Below are 16,999 nucleotides of genomic sequence, written 5' to 3'. Positions count from 1 at the left end.
TTCGCTTAGTAGTAAGCTCCTAGCTACCCGCAAACCGCTGGCATAGCCGAAGCTCCCACTGTATTAGTTGCGAAATTGGCCTGATTTATAACACCTTCAAACAGTCTTTTTTGTTCCCGTTTCCGAAACCGGCAAAGGTAGTTAAGCTCAACTTGCGTCAAAGACTGTCCGTCCCGCCGCTTTTCGGCGATGGCGATTAGCCTGTCGGGGCATTGGAGCAAGAAAGTATTGGCATCCAGCCAGGCATCGAGGTCCAATGCCCTGTCGTCGGCAATCAGATCGCCGAGTTCGGTGGTGTTTCCCTCGTCGTCCGTAACCGGCCTGTTGAGGCTATCGAGCTTGACCGCTTTGGGGCAGGCCGAAAATAGCCAGTCCTCTTTACACTTCCGGCGCTGCGCCTTGCTACAGTCCCCGCAGGTAAGGCCGTTGTCTATCCGGTAACGCTTCCGCCAGTACAGGGCTTGGGCGCGGCTGGCGATACGAAACATGGCGGCTTCGGTGAACGGATGGTGTCCGTTGTTCCGCTCCACATCGGCAAGGGTGATGATGATGTCATGGAGTAGGTCATCCCTTTCGTCCGGCTTGGCCTTGTGGCTGAACTTCGAGGCGATGGTATAGAAGGTAAGCCAGTTGCCGGAAAGATGGTCATAGCCGTTCCCGAAGGTGTCGGCTTGCTTTGGTCTTGTGCTTCGATTAGACTTGAAGCTACGCAAGGCGCTTGTTTTAGTGGTCTGACAGGTGGCGACCTTTCCGCACCATCGGCAAACGCCTTGCCTTTCTTTTAGTACCCAAACCCTGTGACACCGGCTACAGAAGCCCCCAGGCCGGTTCTGTTCCCCCGTTACTGTTACGCTTGAACTCACGCTTTCCCCCTTTCGGGCAAGCGTTCAGGTCAAGGCTTTTCGTGTTCAGTTTTTAAGGTGCGTTTGCGCGTTTTTCCAGCTTCATTGTCAAACAAAAAGTCACTTTGTTCATCCTCAAGAACTAGCACGATTTTCACCCCTCCCCCGGGGCGAAGTAATTGTCAGAAAATGAAAAAGGGAGCCTGAAGCTCCCTTTCTGGTGTTTGGCCTGACTCTGTGACTCTGACTATGTTAGATCAGAAGGTTCACCCTCTCGTGTTATTGTGCCGTTGGAAAGTGTTACCCTTATCAAAGTGTAATTTCGGCAGAATATCATCAATATTGACTCTTAAAAGGAAGAGCTGTTGAATACCCACAACAAATAAGAGGAGAAGGTTCATTTGCATGTCAGCAAGAATAGGTACTAAAGCGATGGATGAGGTTAAGCGTGCACTTCAAGAATATCGTGAAACCTGCTGGGCGAACCTCGGAACAGGTATATCACGGGAAACATACATTCGCTACGCTGAACGGTTTGTCCGCTGGATCGATGGAGACTTTACCCCCGGTAAAATGCGTCCAAAGTAAGACTATCCTTATATCCTTCAGGTGATTTAGAGCCTCTGAATATAAGCTGGGTCGTGGATCCGAGTGAAATTGAACTAATCGTCATTTTGTTGAGCTCTAATGGAATATATCTGAATTTAACTAAAATCACAACCCGGGCTAAGATGGATGTAGTGGGATGGGAGAGTGCTCTCGACGTATAAACATTCTAGAAAGCTGGTTTTTCATTCTTGGCGTGGTTTTTATTATCTTGTAAGGAACGTCGCCAGCTTTTAAAATCTTGTGAGGATCATTTTCTAGATCTAGCCTGATCCATTCGTGGCAACGTGGACACACGATCGCGCAATTGTCCAGATCTCCATGCTCGCCTGAACTGATAGGCGCGATTGCAACGGCATACGATTCGGTCCTGTTAATCCATGTCTTGCATACAGCACGGTACCAACCATTACCATCACCTCGGCCTTGTCTAAATCTGACCTGTACAATAATTACAGGTTGAAAATCCATAGGTCGCCTCAATCGAGGGTACACAAATATGTGCAGAAACTCACAACGACCCTACGAAGCTAGGGTTCTAGGCAAAGAGGGGGTCCGAATGCAAATGGGTTTAGTGCTTGAAATGAGTTCCGTCTGGCCTGGGGGCCCATCGTTTTGACTTGTCGGTTGTTGTTTTTTAGTCTCCCGTTTTTCAGTCAACCTACAAATTTTTACTAGAATATCCATCAAATCTAATGGTTTTTCGATGGACTCATTCGCTCCCAGATTGATTGCCTTAGGAATATCGTTTACTGTTTTCAGGTCCGCCACGGCTATTATTGCGACTTCAGAAAAAGATCTTATATTTATTATAGCCTCGAACCCTGCCATTTTTTTTAACCCAAGGTCAACGAATACAACATCCGGATTAGTCCCCCGTATTAGACTTATCATATCAACCTCAGGCGTAACGGCAATTATCTGGGTATCAGGCCGGCCGACACTAAAAGCCAAGGACACAAGATCCGATACCTCGGGGGAGTTCTCAATTATGACTAACTTCATAAACAGACAGCCTGCGAAAGGACGGTATCGACTCGAACCGTGCCCACACCAGCAATATTGACGATCATGGCTTCCTTCAAGGCTTGGAAGGCCACCATTTTGGGGAGTGAGGGATTCTGGACTCGATCAACCACATCCTGGGGCATTGAAGCCAAAGTGCCTCTCCTCAGAATCAATTATCTCGAACGGTTCCCAAGTTTAGGCGGAGTATAATATCACGTAGCGTCAATGTCAATCCCTATAGTAATGTTTATCCCGTACCTTCATTGAAAAAGATATAACATTGCGTTACAATCACGGTATGAAATCAGAGACAGTACACGAATCTATTCTCCAAATTAGTGACATCGCCAAGGCGGTTGGCGTCAGTCTCAGGATGGTTCGATTTTACGAAGAGTCGGGGCTTCTAAAGCCGTACGCAACCACTCAATCGGGGCTCAGGCTTTACAATAATAAAGACGTTATCAGATTGCGGTTCATTAACACACTGAGGCGTCTCGATATTTCTCTTGATGACATCAAGACAATCCTAGGGGTTAACAGCTCCTCTGCTGGGACAAAGGCAGAAGTGTTGAATCGATCCTTGAGTGCTTTTACCCTTGCCCAACAAAAAATCGACGATTACCAGGAAATTTTAAACGAACTCCGAAAAAATAACTCAATCGCTTTGGAATCGGTTCAAAATTGTCTAAAGTGTGATGCTTCTAGTTGCAAGGACTGTCCCCAAAGTGTTTATATTTTTTCGTAGATCCCCAACTAACCTGCTAGTCACTGATCTCTAACATAATGTCGATGGAATAAGTCGAGCTCCGCTTCATTGACTACGTTTCCATGTAATCCACGCACCAAATAAGTATGTTTGATAAAAACGAACAGGGACCTCAAATCCCGCCTCTATTAATATTGCGAACAACTCGGTCTCTGGAATGAAAGAAATATCTCGTTCAATATGATTTTCGTTTTTTATTAGGACCTCTGCGGACCACCCTTGTGATTCGCATGAAACTAACCAAGCCGCTGACAAACACTGGAATTCATCTGAATCTTTAGCACCGAACAGATCAGCGAGAATGAACGGGGCACCAGATTTTAGATTAGCGGCGATAGAGCCAAAATACTTTAATTTATCTTCGCGCTCTTTGATAAAGTGGGATACAAAAATCGAAGATGCTGAATCGAACTGGAAGGTTGAATGAAAATCTTCCACCCTGCCAATTGAGAACTTTACTCGGTTGTCCATTCCTGCCTGAGTGACCCGCTTTTGACAGGTTGTAATCATACTCGCAGAAACGTCAACAGCGGTGAACTGCCATAAAGGGAAATGTTTTCCGAGACAGAGTATTTCAGTTCCGGTCCCAGCACCAGATGAAAGGAATTTAGACCTCTCAGGTTGGTTTCGGAGCCAATTCAAAACCATCTCGTGTAAAACATCGTAAGAGGTGCAGAATAAGCGGATATTTTCATCATATTTCTCAGCAAGATCGGTATTAAAATGCACTGCAGCATTGAATGGTTTCTGTTTGGACGGCGTATTGCCGTTTTGAATCGCCACAGAGTTTATCTCCGATCCAAAAATAGATGGCCTGGATTATACAGACCATTCTCTAAGCCTTCAAACAAATTCGGCTAGATAACGACAAGGCGGTTCTAACTTATGATGCAGACTTTCGTAGTTGACTATCGCGATGAACCCGATTTACATTTGGCATTTCCCAAATTTCAGAGCAATCTCGTTTTGAATTAAACACTGACGTATGGTATTGACAGTGACGTAAGGTGATGATAAACTTTCAGCCATTCCAATGAAAACTAGAATACGTTTTCATTGAGAAAAATTGTTGGAGGGAAAACACATGGCGAAAATGCCCAAGGAAGTTATCGATCTGTTCCAAGATGCCTCGGTACCTAAGATGGTGGCTACAGTCGACAAAAAGGGAGAGCTCAACGTCACTCCAAAAACAAGCATGACCGCGGTGGACGCAGAGACCCTGGCTTTTGCCGACCTATATGGCAAAACTACCAGGACATTCAAGAACCTTGAAGAAACCAAAAAAGTGGCGATCGTCGCTGTAAAGATTCCTATCGCCCCTCCTTTCACCACAATACAAGTTAAAGGGACTTTCCAGAAGTATGAGACTTCAGGTCCACTTTTTGATAAGTTTGCCGAAGGTCTGAAGAAAGCGATGGGTGTAGATATCACTGGAGTGGGAGTTGTCCACGTGGATTCGATTTTCTCTCAAGCTCCACAGGATAAGGGCAAGAAACTAGCGTAATTCGGATTGACTGCTTACAAAGAGCGAGTGAGCCCAACCGGCTCACTCGCTCTCGTGTCCTTCACAATAAGACTTCGTATCAATAGAAGTATGAAAACAAATCTGGCAAAACATTAACTCCGGTATTTACCTGTACCACATCTACCAATCGGTTGAAGGAATTTGAATGTTAAATACGGATAATCTTAACAAGGCGATAGTTGATTTTAGGCAAGGGAAATTTGTCATTATTGTCGATGATGACAGCCGCGAAAACGAAGGTGATCTGGCAATAGCTGCTGAGGCAATTACACCTGAAACAATCAACTTTATGGCTAAAAACGCTCGCGGTCTAATTTGTGTCCCCATGGATCCGGATCGTTTGGAGATGCTCAATCTTCCGCTAATGGTTCATGACAACACTTCAAAACATTCCACCGCTTTCACAGTGTCAGTAGAGGCTCGTTTTGGAGTCTCTACAGGAATTTCGGCTGCCGATAGGGCGGCAACGGTGAAGGCTTTGATCGATCCCTCAACTCAACCAAATGATTTAGTGAAACCCGGGCATATTTTCCCGTTGAAAGCCCTCAAGGGTGGCGTATTGAAGAGAGCTGGCCACACTGAGGCTTCAGTAGATTTGGCAAGGTTATCAGGATTGTATCCGGCCGCAGTGATCTGCGAGATTATGAACCCTGATGGGACTATGGCGCGTCTTCCCCAACTCAAAATAATGTCCAAAGAATGGGGCTTCACCATGATCAGTGTTGCCGAATTAATTGCATATCGCCGAAGAACCGAGCATCTGGTTCAACGAGTCGCAGAAACCAAAATGCCGACCCGTTATGGGGAATTTCAAGCGATCGCTTATCGTAGTGAAGTTGAAAGCGGTGAACACGTTGCTTTGGTGAAGGGAAAGATCAACGGAGATGAACCTGTTTTGGTCCGGGTGCATAGCGAATGTCTTACCGGGGAAGTATTTGGCAGCCTGAGGTGCGATTGCGGTGAACAATTGGACATGGCGATGAAAGCCATTATTAACGAGGGTTCTGGGGTGCTACTATATATGCGGCAGGAAGGCAGAGGCATAGGTTTCCACAACAAATTACGAGCTTATGCCTTGCAAGACCAAGGGTTGGATACGGTAGAAGCAAATCATGAGCTGGGGTTTGAAGATGACCTTCGGGATTATGGAATTGGCGCTCAAATCCTATCCGATTTAGGATTGACTCGTATCAAATTGATGACCAATAATCCGCGAAAAGTGGTTGGACTTGAAGGATACGGATTAACAATAACAGAAGTTTTGAATATCCAGGCGCCTCCAAATTCTTACGACAAAAAGTACCTTAACGCCAAGAAAAACAAACTTGGGCACCACCTTGAATTGGTGGCGGATCCCTAGGTCGATAAGCTTGATCGGTCCTTCGTAAAGCAACAAGGGATTCATGAGAATATTACTCGTTATCCCATCCAGGGCGTACGGCAATATGCCGGGTTACACCAAATTTCCGGATGAGATGCTGTCTATCGGCGGCATGCTGGAAAGCTGCGGACATGAAGTCAAAATAATCGATTGCAACCTGGATAAGAAAAGTCAGCCGGCAGACTTTATCGAATTTGCCCCCGCGCTTATCGGGTTTGGCGTGGCTACGGGCCCGAATATCGCCAGCGCCCTGTCTCAGTCAGCGGAATATAAAAAACTGCTGCCTGGAGTTAAGATCACCTGGGGATTCAGGCACGCCAGTGCCTATCCGGCTGATGTTCTTGCCGAGCCCTGCGTCGATTATGCCGTGATAGGGGCGGGTGAATTCACTATCGCCGAACTCACCGACTACTTACAGAATGGTGATATTGAGATTTCATCGATTAAAGGGTTGGCCTACAAGGACCCTCAAGGCAAAGCGGTAATCAATGAAGTCAGATCTTTCATGCCCGATCTCGACAGCCTGCCGGATCCGGCCTGGCATCTGATAGATGTCAACAAATATTCTGACGTCACTCTGAATACCTCCCGGGGCTGCCCTTATAAATGCACTTTTTGCTCCGATGCAAATTTCTGGGGCGGCCAGATGTGTGATCTTTCCGCCAGGCGCATCGTGTCGCAGATGGAGAAGCTGCATGAGGAGTTTGGAACCCAGCACATCTATTTTTCTGGGGAGCGGTTCGTCATCAACCGCGAGCGGCTCAAGGAGTTCTGTAATCTTGTCATCGCCAAGAAATGGAAATTGACCTGGAACGCTCCAGTCTCAGGTGGCATTGACGAAGAGACGGTTAAGCTCATGGCTAAGAGCGGTTGTACCTCGGTGCTGCTCGAGGTTGAAACCGGCAGCCAACGAATGCTGACCTTTCTGGACAAGGGCACTGTGGCCGAAATGGAATCCACATTCTGGTTTTTAGTCAAACACCGCATCATCCCGACCATCTTCATGTACTACGGGTACCCCAACGAGACTCTCGCCGATTTCAGGGAAAGCCTGGACCTGTTGAAGCGACTTGACGATCCGCCCTATCTCTACATGAAATTCGTACCCTACCCCGGTACTAAGCTTTTCGATTATTGTGTCGAGCACGGACTCCTGGCTCAACCCAAGACCTTAATAGAATGGGCCGATTTCCCTCTCCGGTGTGCTAACGAGATGAACCTGTCTTCTGTACCTCAAAAAGCTATGGATGATGCCATGGCCAGCTTTCGCCGCAGCTATGCCACGAGGCGAGTGCGCTTCATGATGCGACATAACCCGGCGTTCTTCCTGACCGCGGTCAAACGTCCAGGTGAATTCTTCCGTTCGGTCTGGGACCTGGGAAAGTATTACATCGACATTATGATGGACCAAACCAACAGTTCCGATTCATGGATGTTCAAACTGTTTAAAAGGATGGGTTGGGTAGGTAAGGAAAACAAAAAGCTCGATGAAGCCAAGGGTATTACACGCGGTGGAGAGGTGAGGTAAGGTAATGAAAGTCTGGTTGGAGAATACCGGCCCTTATATTTGATCCCTTCTCGGCGGGTTACTAATTACGCTGCCCTGCCCGATCCCAACATCCCCATGTGGTGCTTCCCTACTTCATCACCGACGACAGACCTAACTCCGTCCGATACCCAAGGCATAGATGAAGTTGTTACCTAGGCAGAAAAAGAGCCGCGTCTTCTATCTCCGCGACCGACCTATTATATAAAGAAAGACGGGGACGATTTCTGAAAATCGTCCCCGCACCATCTTATCTAATCTCCTTATAACCTATGGCGCCCGTAGGTTCCGTCATATCCCCATTCACTGAGGTTTTCTCCAGAATACATTAACGCATCAATTTCTTCTTGCGTTGTTTCTCCCCAACCTTTGGCTTTGGACCCATAACCGAAGAAATCGTCCATTTTCCTAAAGAACCCGTTGAAAACTGGAGTAGTTGATGCAGTCCCCATGATGACCTGGTGAATTCCTGCTTGATCAAATTTCGAAAAAGTGCAGTTGGGCTGGCAAAGTCCGCAATACCCCGAAAGGGATTTTCTCCAGCCTTGATAGCATTTATTGTGATCCAGATACCAGGCATTTAATCCAGCATTGTTGAATGTCTCGGGTTGAACATAATTATCATATTTCTTGGTGATGTCCCATGATGGCTCTTTTTCTGTACTTATTGCTCCCATTGGACAGACATCAGCGCATTTTTTACAGGTAAAGCAAAAGCGACGAGCCCCAAATTCAATCGGATTATCATAAGCGAGTGGGAGATCAGTGAACACACAACTTGTGGCTCGTATTTGGGGTCCTCTTTCCGGAGTTATAACCATGGTCATGCGCCCCATCTCGCCTAACCCCCCCATAACCCCAAAAGGAGGAAACAGATGATTACCTATTGCATCGGTCGAAGCTGCGTGCCAACCCAAGGCCTTAAAAAATTGCAGTAAAGTATGTCGAGGGACATCTATTTGAATACAAGTACCTCCAGATTGCTGTGCTGTATGCATACCAGGAACATTCATAATGGCTTTGGACATTTGCCAACTAAAAGTCACTGCAGTCGTGAATTTGTTTGGTATAACAAATTTTGATTCTGAATTGTCTTTACCAGAATACTTAAGGTACGGCGCATCCACATCTTCAAATTCAATTCGCATTCCGGGATCTCCAATTGGTCTAGTGTTGATAAACCTCCTTGTTTTCTCATTTAGAGGTACAAAACCGATGGTAGATCCTCCCAATGTCCTGATAACCGTTCGGAGAAGAGCACTGTTTTCTTCAGGGGTACCACTCCAAGGAGGAACACCTAATTCTTGTGGGCTCCAAATACGGCTCATAATCCGGCTATCCCCCATGAACATTGCATGAGGTTCCAACAATTTTGAAGGCCAGGTCACCATACCATGCCCAAACGCAAATTCCCTGACGCTGTAACCAGGTTTCTTATTTAACATAGCTTCAATGTGTTGTGAACCTGGTTGCCACTTGGGAAACTTGATCATCGCTGCAGTGTTCCCTAAATCGTGTTGAAGAGTTTCGAGTAAACCGATCATCCCCGTTTCATCAGTAAGTTTCTTGGCTTCGTCCGGAGCCATGTTCCCAAGGAACGGTACAGTATTGAGCGCACCATCGTATCTTTTATAGATATCCCAATCCACCGGAGTAGTTGAATCCAATGCCTCGCGCTCTTTTACCCACCAGGCGCGTTTAGCTTTACCAATTCCAGTTGCTCCACCCAGCTCATCCAAGTCATGAAATACTGGGTTTGCCAGTGCGGCGGCTCCAACCCCGGCTCCAGCCAAGCCAATCGCCTTCATGAAATCACGACGGGTCACGGTGCTATGGAACTTGCTCACATCATTCTCCTTTTAACTTATTTACCATAAGCTAATACAAACACGTTTCTTTGGCAGTAAATATAAATACAATGAAGTTGTATTCTGGATGACATCCTGGGTGGCTAGGAACGACCCGACCCTTTTTACACTTATCTCATCTCCCTCAAACAAATTTGTCCCAAAATTATGTATTACGGATTACACCACGTCTCTTAGGCTAGTGATATAATTTTGATATAGGGATTTTTCTGCGCAGAGGCATTTTTGTTACTAGTGTTAAGAGGGTGGGATTGAAATGATAGGTTGTATGTCTGACTTTTGGTTGTTCGAATCGCTAAATGCTTCAGAGAAAGAATATGTTCGGACTTTGTTTCGCCGACCGATGTATGGTAAAGGTGAATACCTGTTCATGCAGGGGGAGCCTTCGACAGCGGTGTTCATGGTTTTCGAGGGCAAAATTAAGCTTTTCAAGACGTCCGATGAGGGCAAAGAAATTGTCTTGGGCTATCTGACATCACACGATCTTTTCGGTGAGGAAGTCCTATTCAACGATAGTGTTCATGCCCTTTCAGCTCAGGCTATGGAAAGATCCCGCCTTTGCGCCTGTTATAAGACAGATTTCGAATCACTTATCGCTCAGAATTCGTCAATAGCGATCAAAACAATCCGAATTTTAAGCGAACGTTTGGGAACGATGAATGAGCGGCTGGCTGACATGGCAATTTGTGATACTCAGACGAGATTAGCTCGGATGCTTGGCCGTCTGGCTCAAGAACACGGTGAAGTAACAAAGGATGGCCGAAGATTGGCTTTTAGAATGACTCACGATGAATTGGGAGCGCTGACTGGGACATCCAGAGTAATGGTAACTAACGTCCTGAAAAATCTTAAAAAGGCTGGCATAGTTAAGGACGATTTGGAACATAAATTTATCATAAGCAATTGGTTCCTAAAAGAGATGGAATTGCACCCCAGAAATGAAGTTGAAGAACTAGTCCCGAATCTAAATTGCCAATGCCTATCTCAGTCTTAACTTATGCAGTGGTTTTATGACCAAATATCATGTTACCCACACAGAAAAAGCCTTCACAACCCACTTTGATCTCCCTTCACATGTTTTTCAACAGTCAATTGCTAGTGACACTTTCCATGACCTTGACGAGGTGCTGGCATCCCAATTAGCCAAAAATCAACGACCTTGGTGGGTTTCACCTCTCGAAATCAACCACCCCACTTGTGAAATTAATTGGGAAAATATTCACCGTTTTGACGGACGAGAGTCTTTGCACACGATCCATAGTCTCGCTAAATATATTGGCGGAATCCAAGCAGTTTACGATTCAATCAACTCGGGACACAGGGCTTTACTATCCGAAATACGCCACTCTCGACTAACACTTTTCCGTCAAGCCTTAATCGAAGGTAGTAGGATCAAACCGTATTTTGCGAAGACGTTTTTGGGGCGTGAACATGCAGAAACATCTTCCGCTTACAGGGAACCTATAACTTGGCAAGGTACACCGGAAGAAAACCTTGGAATTCTAACTGCTGCTGCTCGGTACTTTGGCGCATACACAATAGGGACCATGGAGCTTAACAGCCTCGAGCGTAAATTGCTTTTTACCTATCCGAGAGGAAACAATAATCCTCCTGCAAAATATGGGAAGACAAAAGCTACAACAAATGATTTCACGCATGATTGGCCGCCACCAAATGATATTATAAAACCCATCGTATTCGAGGATGTTACCCGGGCATACGAGTCGGCAAACCGATATGTCATACCAAAGAAAAAACTTTGGATTGTCAGTATCATGATGCCTCCGATTCGTTCGACTCACGAAAATTCTTCGATCTGGGGACCGCGTTATTACGATAACAGTTATAGGACGCATACAGCTGTACAAACGTGTCTTCAGGATTTCCTGAGAGCTATCGGATACCAAGGCATGGGGTACATGGATGATACACAGGGGCTGTTGCCTGCCGCTGCCGCCGCGATATTGTCAGGACTAGCCGAGGTCACAAGGAATAACAATTATTGTTTTTGTCCAAAGCCTCAGAACAATTCGAGTTATTTCAGTATGATCACAGATCTCCCGTTAGCTCCCACCGGTCCAATAGATTCCGGGGTGTTTCGCTATTGCCATACATGCTTTAAATGTGCAACCGTATGTCCGAGCGGCGCGATTTCGAACCATTCTGAAGCGAGTTGGGAACCGCCTACGTTCGAGGGGATGTCAAACGAATATACAGTGCCAGGTAAAAAATTGTTTTTTAATAAGACGCATTTGTGTAAGAAACACAGCCTCGAACAATCGAGTGAATGCAATTTATGTTTGGCCACATGCCCATTTTGCTCAAGCCTCCTCAATATTCCTCGATCATTTTAGGACAGAGAAAACTGGTTTCAAACGAATAAAACTTTCCCGATCAAACCAACCATACCGTTACCTATTTTTACCATTTTGTTACCATGAGGCATGCTATAATACTTCCTGGTTAATAAAAGGAATTCTTACATGCCAGCGACCAGCGTTAACCGTATACAGTTCTATAACGACCTTCTTGAAAAAGACTTCAATGCTGAAAGAATATATTCGAGTGAGGAACTGCTCGCCACTGTTTGCGACTTAACCACTCAATGGGAAGCAGGAAATGTGAATGCGGCGGAATTAAATGCCGCATTGAAATTTGTTAATCATGGATTATCGCTTATCGCGTCTCACCATTTATCTGAAACAGTTATCCCAATCTGTTATTTTTCTGAGTTCATACCTAAATCCGTTGAACTAATTTATCTACTGTTGACATTATCAGGGTTTCGAGCTCGACCCACGTCAATACTAAACCCTGAAAGACAAAAAACCGAATTCATAAACGGTAGGTTCATCGTAGTCACCTTGCCACAATATAACCACATTATTCTATTAGACAGATTTCTTAAATTGTTACGTGGTAAGGATATACGTGTTCTCTTGGGGGGGAATATATTTATTCTAAAACCGGAGTTAATGGATAATTACCTATCATCATGCAATTTCCCTCCCAGCATATTGGCCCTTCCTACTATACTTAAAGATTCGTTGCTGGAGAAAATGGAATGAGAATCGGCCTTTTAACCTGCGCTTCGATGCTTGACCAAGTAAGATTGGTAACAAAAACGTTACCTGATAACGCCTATTCTATATATCCGGTGTTACCCTGTTGCCTTTTTCCAGTTGGTAGTCAAACGTTAAGAACACAGATTGACAAGTCAGTAATAGCAAATGAATCAACTATTATTATTTACGGATCTTGCCATCCTGATCTTGAGAAACTCATGAACAAATACCGTGATTACTCGATATCTATGCTGGGAGGGAAGAATTGTTGGGAAATGTCACTTCCCCCTTCGTTGTTACGAAAATGCTTAAGGAATAATGAATGGATGTTGAGTAAACCCTTTTTGACTAAATGGAGGAAGGAAGTTATTGATGGTTTTGGGTTAAACACAAAAAATGGGAGAGTTGTCCTTGATTCCAACGTGACAAAAATGGTTGCGCTTAGGTTTAAAGGAATCAAGTTTGAAGAACAAATAATAAGCGAATTTGCCGACAAGGTTGGGATACCGTATTCGATACAAGAGGTAAGTAATTCACATCTTAAAATAATGTTGACCAAAGCGGTAGCTAAATTTGACCTGCCCCCGATAGCGATACCACTTCTTAAGTAGTTATTGCAGCTATCTTGGCCTCTGGCGCCGGTGGACGGTAGCCGAGTGAGCTGTGGGGCCGGATCTGATTGTAGTCCCTCCTCCACTGCTCAATCAATACCTTCGCCTCAGTTAACGTACTGAATATTTCCCGGTCCAGGAGTTCATCACTGAGCTTGCCATTGAAGGACTCAATGTAGCCGTTTTCCCATGGGCTCCCTGGCTCGATGAATAGCGTTTTAACTCCAATCCTGGCCAGCCATTTGCGTATCTGCCTGGCGGTGAATTCGGTTCCATTGTCGGAGCGGATGTACTCAGGTATTCCCCGGAGCACAAAGAGTTGGAAAAGCTGGTCTATGACATCATGAGAAGGGATACTGCGGGCCACCAGCAGCGCCGGGCACTCCCTAGTGAACTCATCGATAATGGTCAGTATCCTGAAAGCCTTGCCGTTCTCTGTCCTACGTTTAACAAAGTCGTAGCTCCAAACGTGGTCCTTGTGTTCCGGCCTCAAACGGATGCACGAGTTGTCGTTAAGCCATAGTCTTTTACGCCTTGGTTGCTTCTGGGGCACCTTTAAACCTTCCTGCCGCCATATTCTTTCCACCCTCTTGTGATTTACCATCCAGCCTTCCGATTTGAGCATAGCCGTAATACGCCGGTAGCCATACCGGCCAAACTTGGTGGCCAGGGAAATGATATCGTCCGTCAGACTCTCCTCTTCGGCACTTGAGTTGTGACTCCGCCGTTGAGTAGATCTCGTCTGACCTAATACCATACATGCCCGCCTCTGGGAGATATGAAGTGCATCCGATATTCGGATAATCACCTTCCTTCTCCTGGACGGGCTTAGGAGTTTCCCCGGGCGGCTTCGGCCAGGATGGCCTTATCGAGAGATAGATCAGCCACCAGGCGCTTCAGGCGTGCGTTCTCTTGTTCGAGTTCCTTAAGTCGTTTTGCCTGCTCGATGCGCATGCCACCGAACTCCTGGCGCCAGCGATAATAGGTGCAGTCGCTGACTCCGATCTTCTTGAGCATTACGGAGAGGGTAGTACCTTGGCTGATAAGGACCTCAGCCTCTCGGAGCTTGTTGATGATCTGCTCTGGCGTGAAAGATTTCCTGGGCATCTGCTTCCCCCTTTCTTATTTTCCAGTCTAACATGAAACTGGACTCGTTTTAGGGGGTCAGGTCAATGGATGATGCTTTCGGTTTCGGCCAACTACCTGTTGAACAATATGAAGATTGGTGGAATCTCGGAAAAGAAATGCCTATTTTTGGTATGGATCAGACGTAAATATCGAGAAAGGAAAGTACAATGTGGTATTGGTATTTAGGGATTCTTGGTTTAGGGATCGTTTTAACCTCGATTATTTATTGGGTTCGAACGAATAAAATTGCGGTTCAATGGTACGTGTGGGTTCTATCTGCTATTGGATTGCTTTCAACACTATTCGCTCTTCAAAACATCGTTGGGACATATGAAGAGCACTATCCGAAAGCTGCGGCAATGTCGGCTCTTCTCTTTGGGGTTCCAGGCTTAATACTATTGGGAATCGCGACTCAGCTGATGGTTCGATCTCGAACTCACGAAAAAGTGTAGAACAAAATAGGGACCGGCTGGCTCAGACTGCTAAAACCTGAATCACTTAAATAATTATCGAGTCAGCCGGTCCCTATTTGTCTTGCAGACAATTCTTGCGTCATAAATTACAAGATAATTAATTTGATATTCCAATGAAAAAAATGATTAAGTCAATCGATAGTAAATGTTTATTACGCAGTATCGTTATTACTTCACCCATTGTACTTTGTGCAGTGATAAGCATGACCTATAGTGTTATATCAATTACAGATCATGTAGATGCAAAAACCAGTACGACCCATGTGGTAGTGAATACGACAAGCGGATCAAATACTCCAATTATATTGGACGCATCGAAACTTTTTACCGCTTATGCCACCAATTCTTCAGATGCAAACAAGAACTACCTCGAACGGGATGTGGTTCTTAGCGGGAAGCTTATCTCATGGCAAAAGCAGGTTGATGCTGTCAGTGCTTCTGTCGGTTATTATCTATTTGTCGGGTCTGACAATCCAAGTGATCTATTTAAAATAAAATGCATTGTGCAAATCCAAATACTTTCAGACACTCAATTAAATAATGTGGTCGGGAAAGATGTCACCATTACTGGGGTATGTCTCGGTTTAGTGAACAACGAATTAGTCATAGCAAATTCATTTTTAAAAAACGCTTCCTGAATTTGCAGCTTAAGAATCTGGAGGAATGGATGCAAATATAGGGCAGATTCAAAGTGACCTGAGTCTAGTGATTATTATTAGGTGAAAGGATTTAAATAAAATGGCCAAAATGACAAAAGAAGTGGTTGCTCTGTTCCAAAACCCGAGCGTTCCCAAAATGGTTGCGACGATAAGTAAAAAGGGTGAATTAAATGTCACACCTAAAACTAGTATGACCGCCGTAGATGACGAGACTCTTGCATTCGCAGATCTGTATGGCCGAACGACCAGGACATTTAAAAATCTTGAAGAAACGAAAAAAGTTGCAATCGTTGCCATCAATTTGCCAATAGCCCCTCCATTTACGGCTTATCAAATAAAAGGAAGTTTTCAAAAATATCACACGAGTGGGCCGTTATTTGACAATTTTGCTAAAGCCATCAAGGAAGCCATGGGCGTAAACATTACTGGAGTTGGTACTGTAAAGGTAGAGTCCGTCTATTCCCAGGCTCCTCAAGACAAAGGTAAAGCAGTATAGATCAGTTCTCAATTTGATGCGTTGGGCTGGTAACCCCAGCCCAACGCATGCGACTATTTTATGAGAATACTGTACGAGAATAATTCCGAGAAATTGGTTCAATAGGTCCCTAGGTCTATGTAATGGACATTACTGAAACCCACGAAACGACACTGATATATTTTAAGATGAATGGCCTCCCGAAATGCTTCCTGTTGGATTCCGATACAGTAACTAGTGAACTAGTTCTGGATCGACTTGGTTATGGTAGACAAGGAGAAATCGATGGATGTGTTCGTATCTTGGAGCGGTGGAAAAGACTGTTCGCTATCTCTGTTCAGAGCACTCAATATTGGCCATAACGTTAGATGCGTTGCCAGCATGTTCACGCGTGAAGTGGGGCGGCTTTATCCTCATCACCTTACCCTTAAAGTAGTTGAGCAGCAGGCAGAAGCCATTGATATCCCCCTGACTGCCAATTGGACTGACGGAGCCGGTTATACCACCAATTACATCAAAATGCTTCAGAATTTCAGAAAAGACGGTATCACAGGTGCCGTTTTTGGCGATGTCAGCCTTGGTAATCCCGATGCCCTGGAACACCGGATGTGGATTGAAAGAGTCTGTCGAGCGGCAGACATGGAACCGATCTTACCTCTCTGGGATGAAGATCGTGAATCAATCATAAACGATCTCATAGATTCCGGATTTGTGAGTCTGATCATCGCCGCGGATAATTCGAAATTAGGTAGAAGTTGGCTCGGGAGAACTCTCGACCGAGATTTGCTGGATGAACTTAAATCACTATATGTCACCTCAACCGATGGTAAGGTAGGTTTGTACCATACACTAACTGTTGACGGGCCGATCTTTAAAAAGCGGCTTGCTTTAGGACAACAGAAGGTTGTCTTCAAAGAATGCGGCCTATACGATGGCAAACCAACTGTATCGCCCTTCTGGTATCTCGAAATTGACAATTGTTCACTTATCGATAAACCCGAATATGGCGAAGAAACCGCGTTATTATCCAACTCAATGGTATAAAT

At 45.2% G+C, this 16,999-nt stretch carries 17 protein-coding genes; 11 read left to right on the top strand and 6 right to left on the bottom strand.

Going from position 1 to position 16,999, the window contains the following annotated elements:
- Positions 1 to 23: 23 nt before the first annotated feature.
- The 3 genes from DEALK_RS00175 to DEALK_RS10180 all read right to left on the bottom strand — a co-directional run bounded on the left by DEALK_RS00175 (position 24) and on the right by DEALK_RS10180 (position 2,608).
- Complete coding sequence (locus tag DEALK_RS00175) at positions 24 to 713, bottom strand: hypothetical protein (RefSeq protein WP_186007558.1); 690 nt, start codon at positions 711 to 713, stop codon at positions 24 to 26.
- Between the two features lie 1,257 nt (positions 714 to 1,970).
- Complete coding sequence (locus DEALK_RS00170) at positions 1,971 to 2,453, bottom strand: response regulator (RefSeq protein ID WP_058437584.1); 483 nt, start codon at positions 2,451 to 2,453, stop codon at positions 1,971 to 1,973.
- Positions 2,450 to 2,608 (bottom strand): hypothetical protein, encoded by a 159-nt coding sequence (locus DEALK_RS10180; protein ID WP_158513505.1) that lies wholly within the window; start codon positions 2,606 to 2,608, stop codon positions 2,450 to 2,452. Before DEALK_RS10180 ends, DEALK_RS00170 begins: the two co-directional genes overlap by 4 nt.
- 146 nt (positions 2,609 to 2,754) lie before the next feature.
- On the opposite strand from DEALK_RS10180, the gene DEALK_RS10390 reads away from it, so the two are divergent.
- Positions 2,755 to 3,201 (top strand): helix-turn-helix domain-containing protein, encoded by a 447-nt coding sequence (locus tag DEALK_RS10390; RefSeq protein ID WP_065128649.1) that lies wholly within the window; start codon positions 2,755 to 2,757, stop codon positions 3,199 to 3,201.
- Between the two features lie 66 nt (positions 3,202 to 3,267).
- Here the strand turns inward: DEALK_RS10390 and DEALK_RS00160 are convergent, their stop codons facing one another.
- The gene (locus tag DEALK_RS00160; RefSeq protein ID WP_225973687.1) at positions 3,268 to 4,005 is read right to left on the bottom strand and encodes a class I SAM-dependent methyltransferase; all 738 of its coding nucleotides are present in this window, start codon (positions 4,003 to 4,005) and stop codon (positions 3,268 to 3,270) included.
- A gap of 301 nt (positions 4,006 to 4,306) precedes the next feature.
- Here DEALK_RS00160 and DEALK_RS00155 point away from each other — a divergent pair, with 301 nt between their 5' ends.
- From DEALK_RS00155 to DEALK_RS00145, 3 genes are all read left to right on the top strand, one after another.
- Positions 4,307 to 4,726, top strand: a complete 420-nt coding sequence (locus DEALK_RS00155) for a pyridoxamine 5'-phosphate oxidase family protein (protein WP_058437579.1) — start codon at positions 4,307 to 4,309, stop codon at positions 4,724 to 4,726.
- A 166-nt stretch (positions 4,727 to 4,892) separates the two neighbouring features.
- On the top strand, positions 4,893 to 6,107 hold the full coding sequence (locus DEALK_RS00150; protein WP_058437577.1) for a bifunctional 3,4-dihydroxy-2-butanone-4-phosphate synthase/GTP cyclohydrolase II: 1,215 nt from the start codon (positions 4,893 to 4,895) through the stop codon (positions 6,105 to 6,107).
- A 43-nt stretch (positions 6,108 to 6,150) separates the two neighbouring features.
- Positions 6,151 to 7,656 carry a B12-binding domain-containing radical SAM protein gene (locus tag DEALK_RS00145; RefSeq protein ID WP_083496288.1) on the top strand — a complete coding sequence of 502 codons (1,506 nt, stop codon included), beginning with the start codon at positions 6,151 to 6,153 and terminating at the stop codon, positions 7,654 to 7,656.
- 281 nt (positions 7,657 to 7,937) lie between these two features.
- Here the strand turns inward: DEALK_RS00145 and DEALK_RS00140 are convergent, their stop codons facing one another.
- Positions 7,938 to 9,521, bottom strand: a complete 1,584-nt coding sequence (locus tag DEALK_RS00140) for a reductive dehalogenase (RefSeq protein WP_058437571.1) — start codon at positions 9,519 to 9,521, stop codon at positions 7,938 to 7,940.
- 289 nt (positions 9,522 to 9,810) lie between these two features.
- On the opposite strand from DEALK_RS00140, the gene DEALK_RS00135 reads away from it, so the two are divergent.
- The 4 genes from DEALK_RS00135 to DEALK_RS09680 all read left to right on the top strand — a co-directional run bounded on the left by DEALK_RS00135 (position 9,811) and on the right by DEALK_RS09680 (position 13,218).
- On the top strand, positions 9,811 to 10,536 hold the full coding sequence (locus tag DEALK_RS00135) for a Crp/Fnr family transcriptional regulator (RefSeq protein ID WP_225973686.1): 726 nt from the start codon (positions 9,811 to 9,813) through the stop codon (positions 10,534 to 10,536).
- A gap of 16 nt (positions 10,537 to 10,552) precedes the next feature.
- A complete protein-coding gene (locus DEALK_RS09685; protein WP_076004832.1) occupies positions 10,553 to 11,896 on the top strand; it encodes a reductive dehalogenase in 1,344 nt (447 codons plus the stop codon).
- A gap of 129 nt (positions 11,897 to 12,025) precedes the next feature.
- A complete protein-coding gene (locus DEALK_RS00130; RefSeq protein ID WP_058437567.1) occupies positions 12,026 to 12,610 on the top strand; it encodes a hypothetical protein in 585 nt (194 codons plus the stop codon).
- Positions 12,607 to 13,218, top strand: a complete 612-nt coding sequence (locus DEALK_RS09680; RefSeq protein WP_076004831.1) for a DUF1638 domain-containing protein — start codon at positions 12,607 to 12,609, stop codon at positions 13,216 to 13,218. The genes DEALK_RS00130 and DEALK_RS09680 overlap by 4 nt, the downstream gene beginning before the upstream one ends.
- Here DEALK_RS09680 and DEALK_RS00120 read toward each other — a convergent pair.
- Positions 13,211 to 14,325, bottom strand: a protein-coding gene (locus tag DEALK_RS00120; protein WP_099092355.1) for an IS3 family transposase whose coding sequence is annotated in 2 segments (ribosomal slippage) — positions 13,211 to 14,061 and positions 14,061 to 14,325 — 1,116 coding nt in all. Because the reading frame shifts where the segments join, the coding sequence is not laid out codon by codon here. The two genes, DEALK_RS09680 and DEALK_RS00120, sit on opposite strands and share 8 nt — an antisense overlap.
- A 607-nt stretch (positions 14,326 to 14,932) precedes the next feature.
- On the opposite strand from DEALK_RS00120, the gene DEALK_RS09675 reads away from it, so the two are divergent.
- The 3 genes from DEALK_RS09675 (at position 14,933) to DEALK_RS00100 (ending at position 16,997) form a co-directional block, all read left to right on the top strand.
- Positions 14,933 to 15,457, top strand: a complete 525-nt coding sequence (locus DEALK_RS09675) for a hypothetical protein (RefSeq protein ID WP_076004830.1) — start codon at positions 14,933 to 14,935, stop codon at positions 15,455 to 15,457.
- A 100-nt stretch (positions 15,458 to 15,557) separates the two neighbouring features.
- On the top strand, positions 15,558 to 15,974 hold the full coding sequence (locus DEALK_RS00105; RefSeq protein WP_058437556.1) for a pyridoxamine 5'-phosphate oxidase family protein: 417 nt from the start codon (positions 15,558 to 15,560) through the stop codon (positions 15,972 to 15,974).
- 264 nt (positions 15,975 to 16,238) lie between these two features.
- Complete coding sequence (locus DEALK_RS00100) at positions 16,239 to 16,997, top strand: Dph6-related ATP pyrophosphatase (RefSeq protein WP_225973685.1); 759 nt, start codon at positions 16,239 to 16,241, stop codon at positions 16,995 to 16,997.
- Positions 16,998 to 16,999: the final 2 nt, after the last annotated feature.

The sequence above is a fragment of the Dehalogenimonas alkenigignens genome, from assembly GCF_001466665.1.
Lineage (GTDB): Bacteria > Chloroflexota > Dehalococcoidia > Dehalococcoidales > Dehalococcoidaceae > Dehalogenimonas > Dehalogenimonas alkenigignens.
Note: the sequence above shows the minus strand (reverse complement) of the source record. Positions and strands in the feature narration are given on the sequence as shown.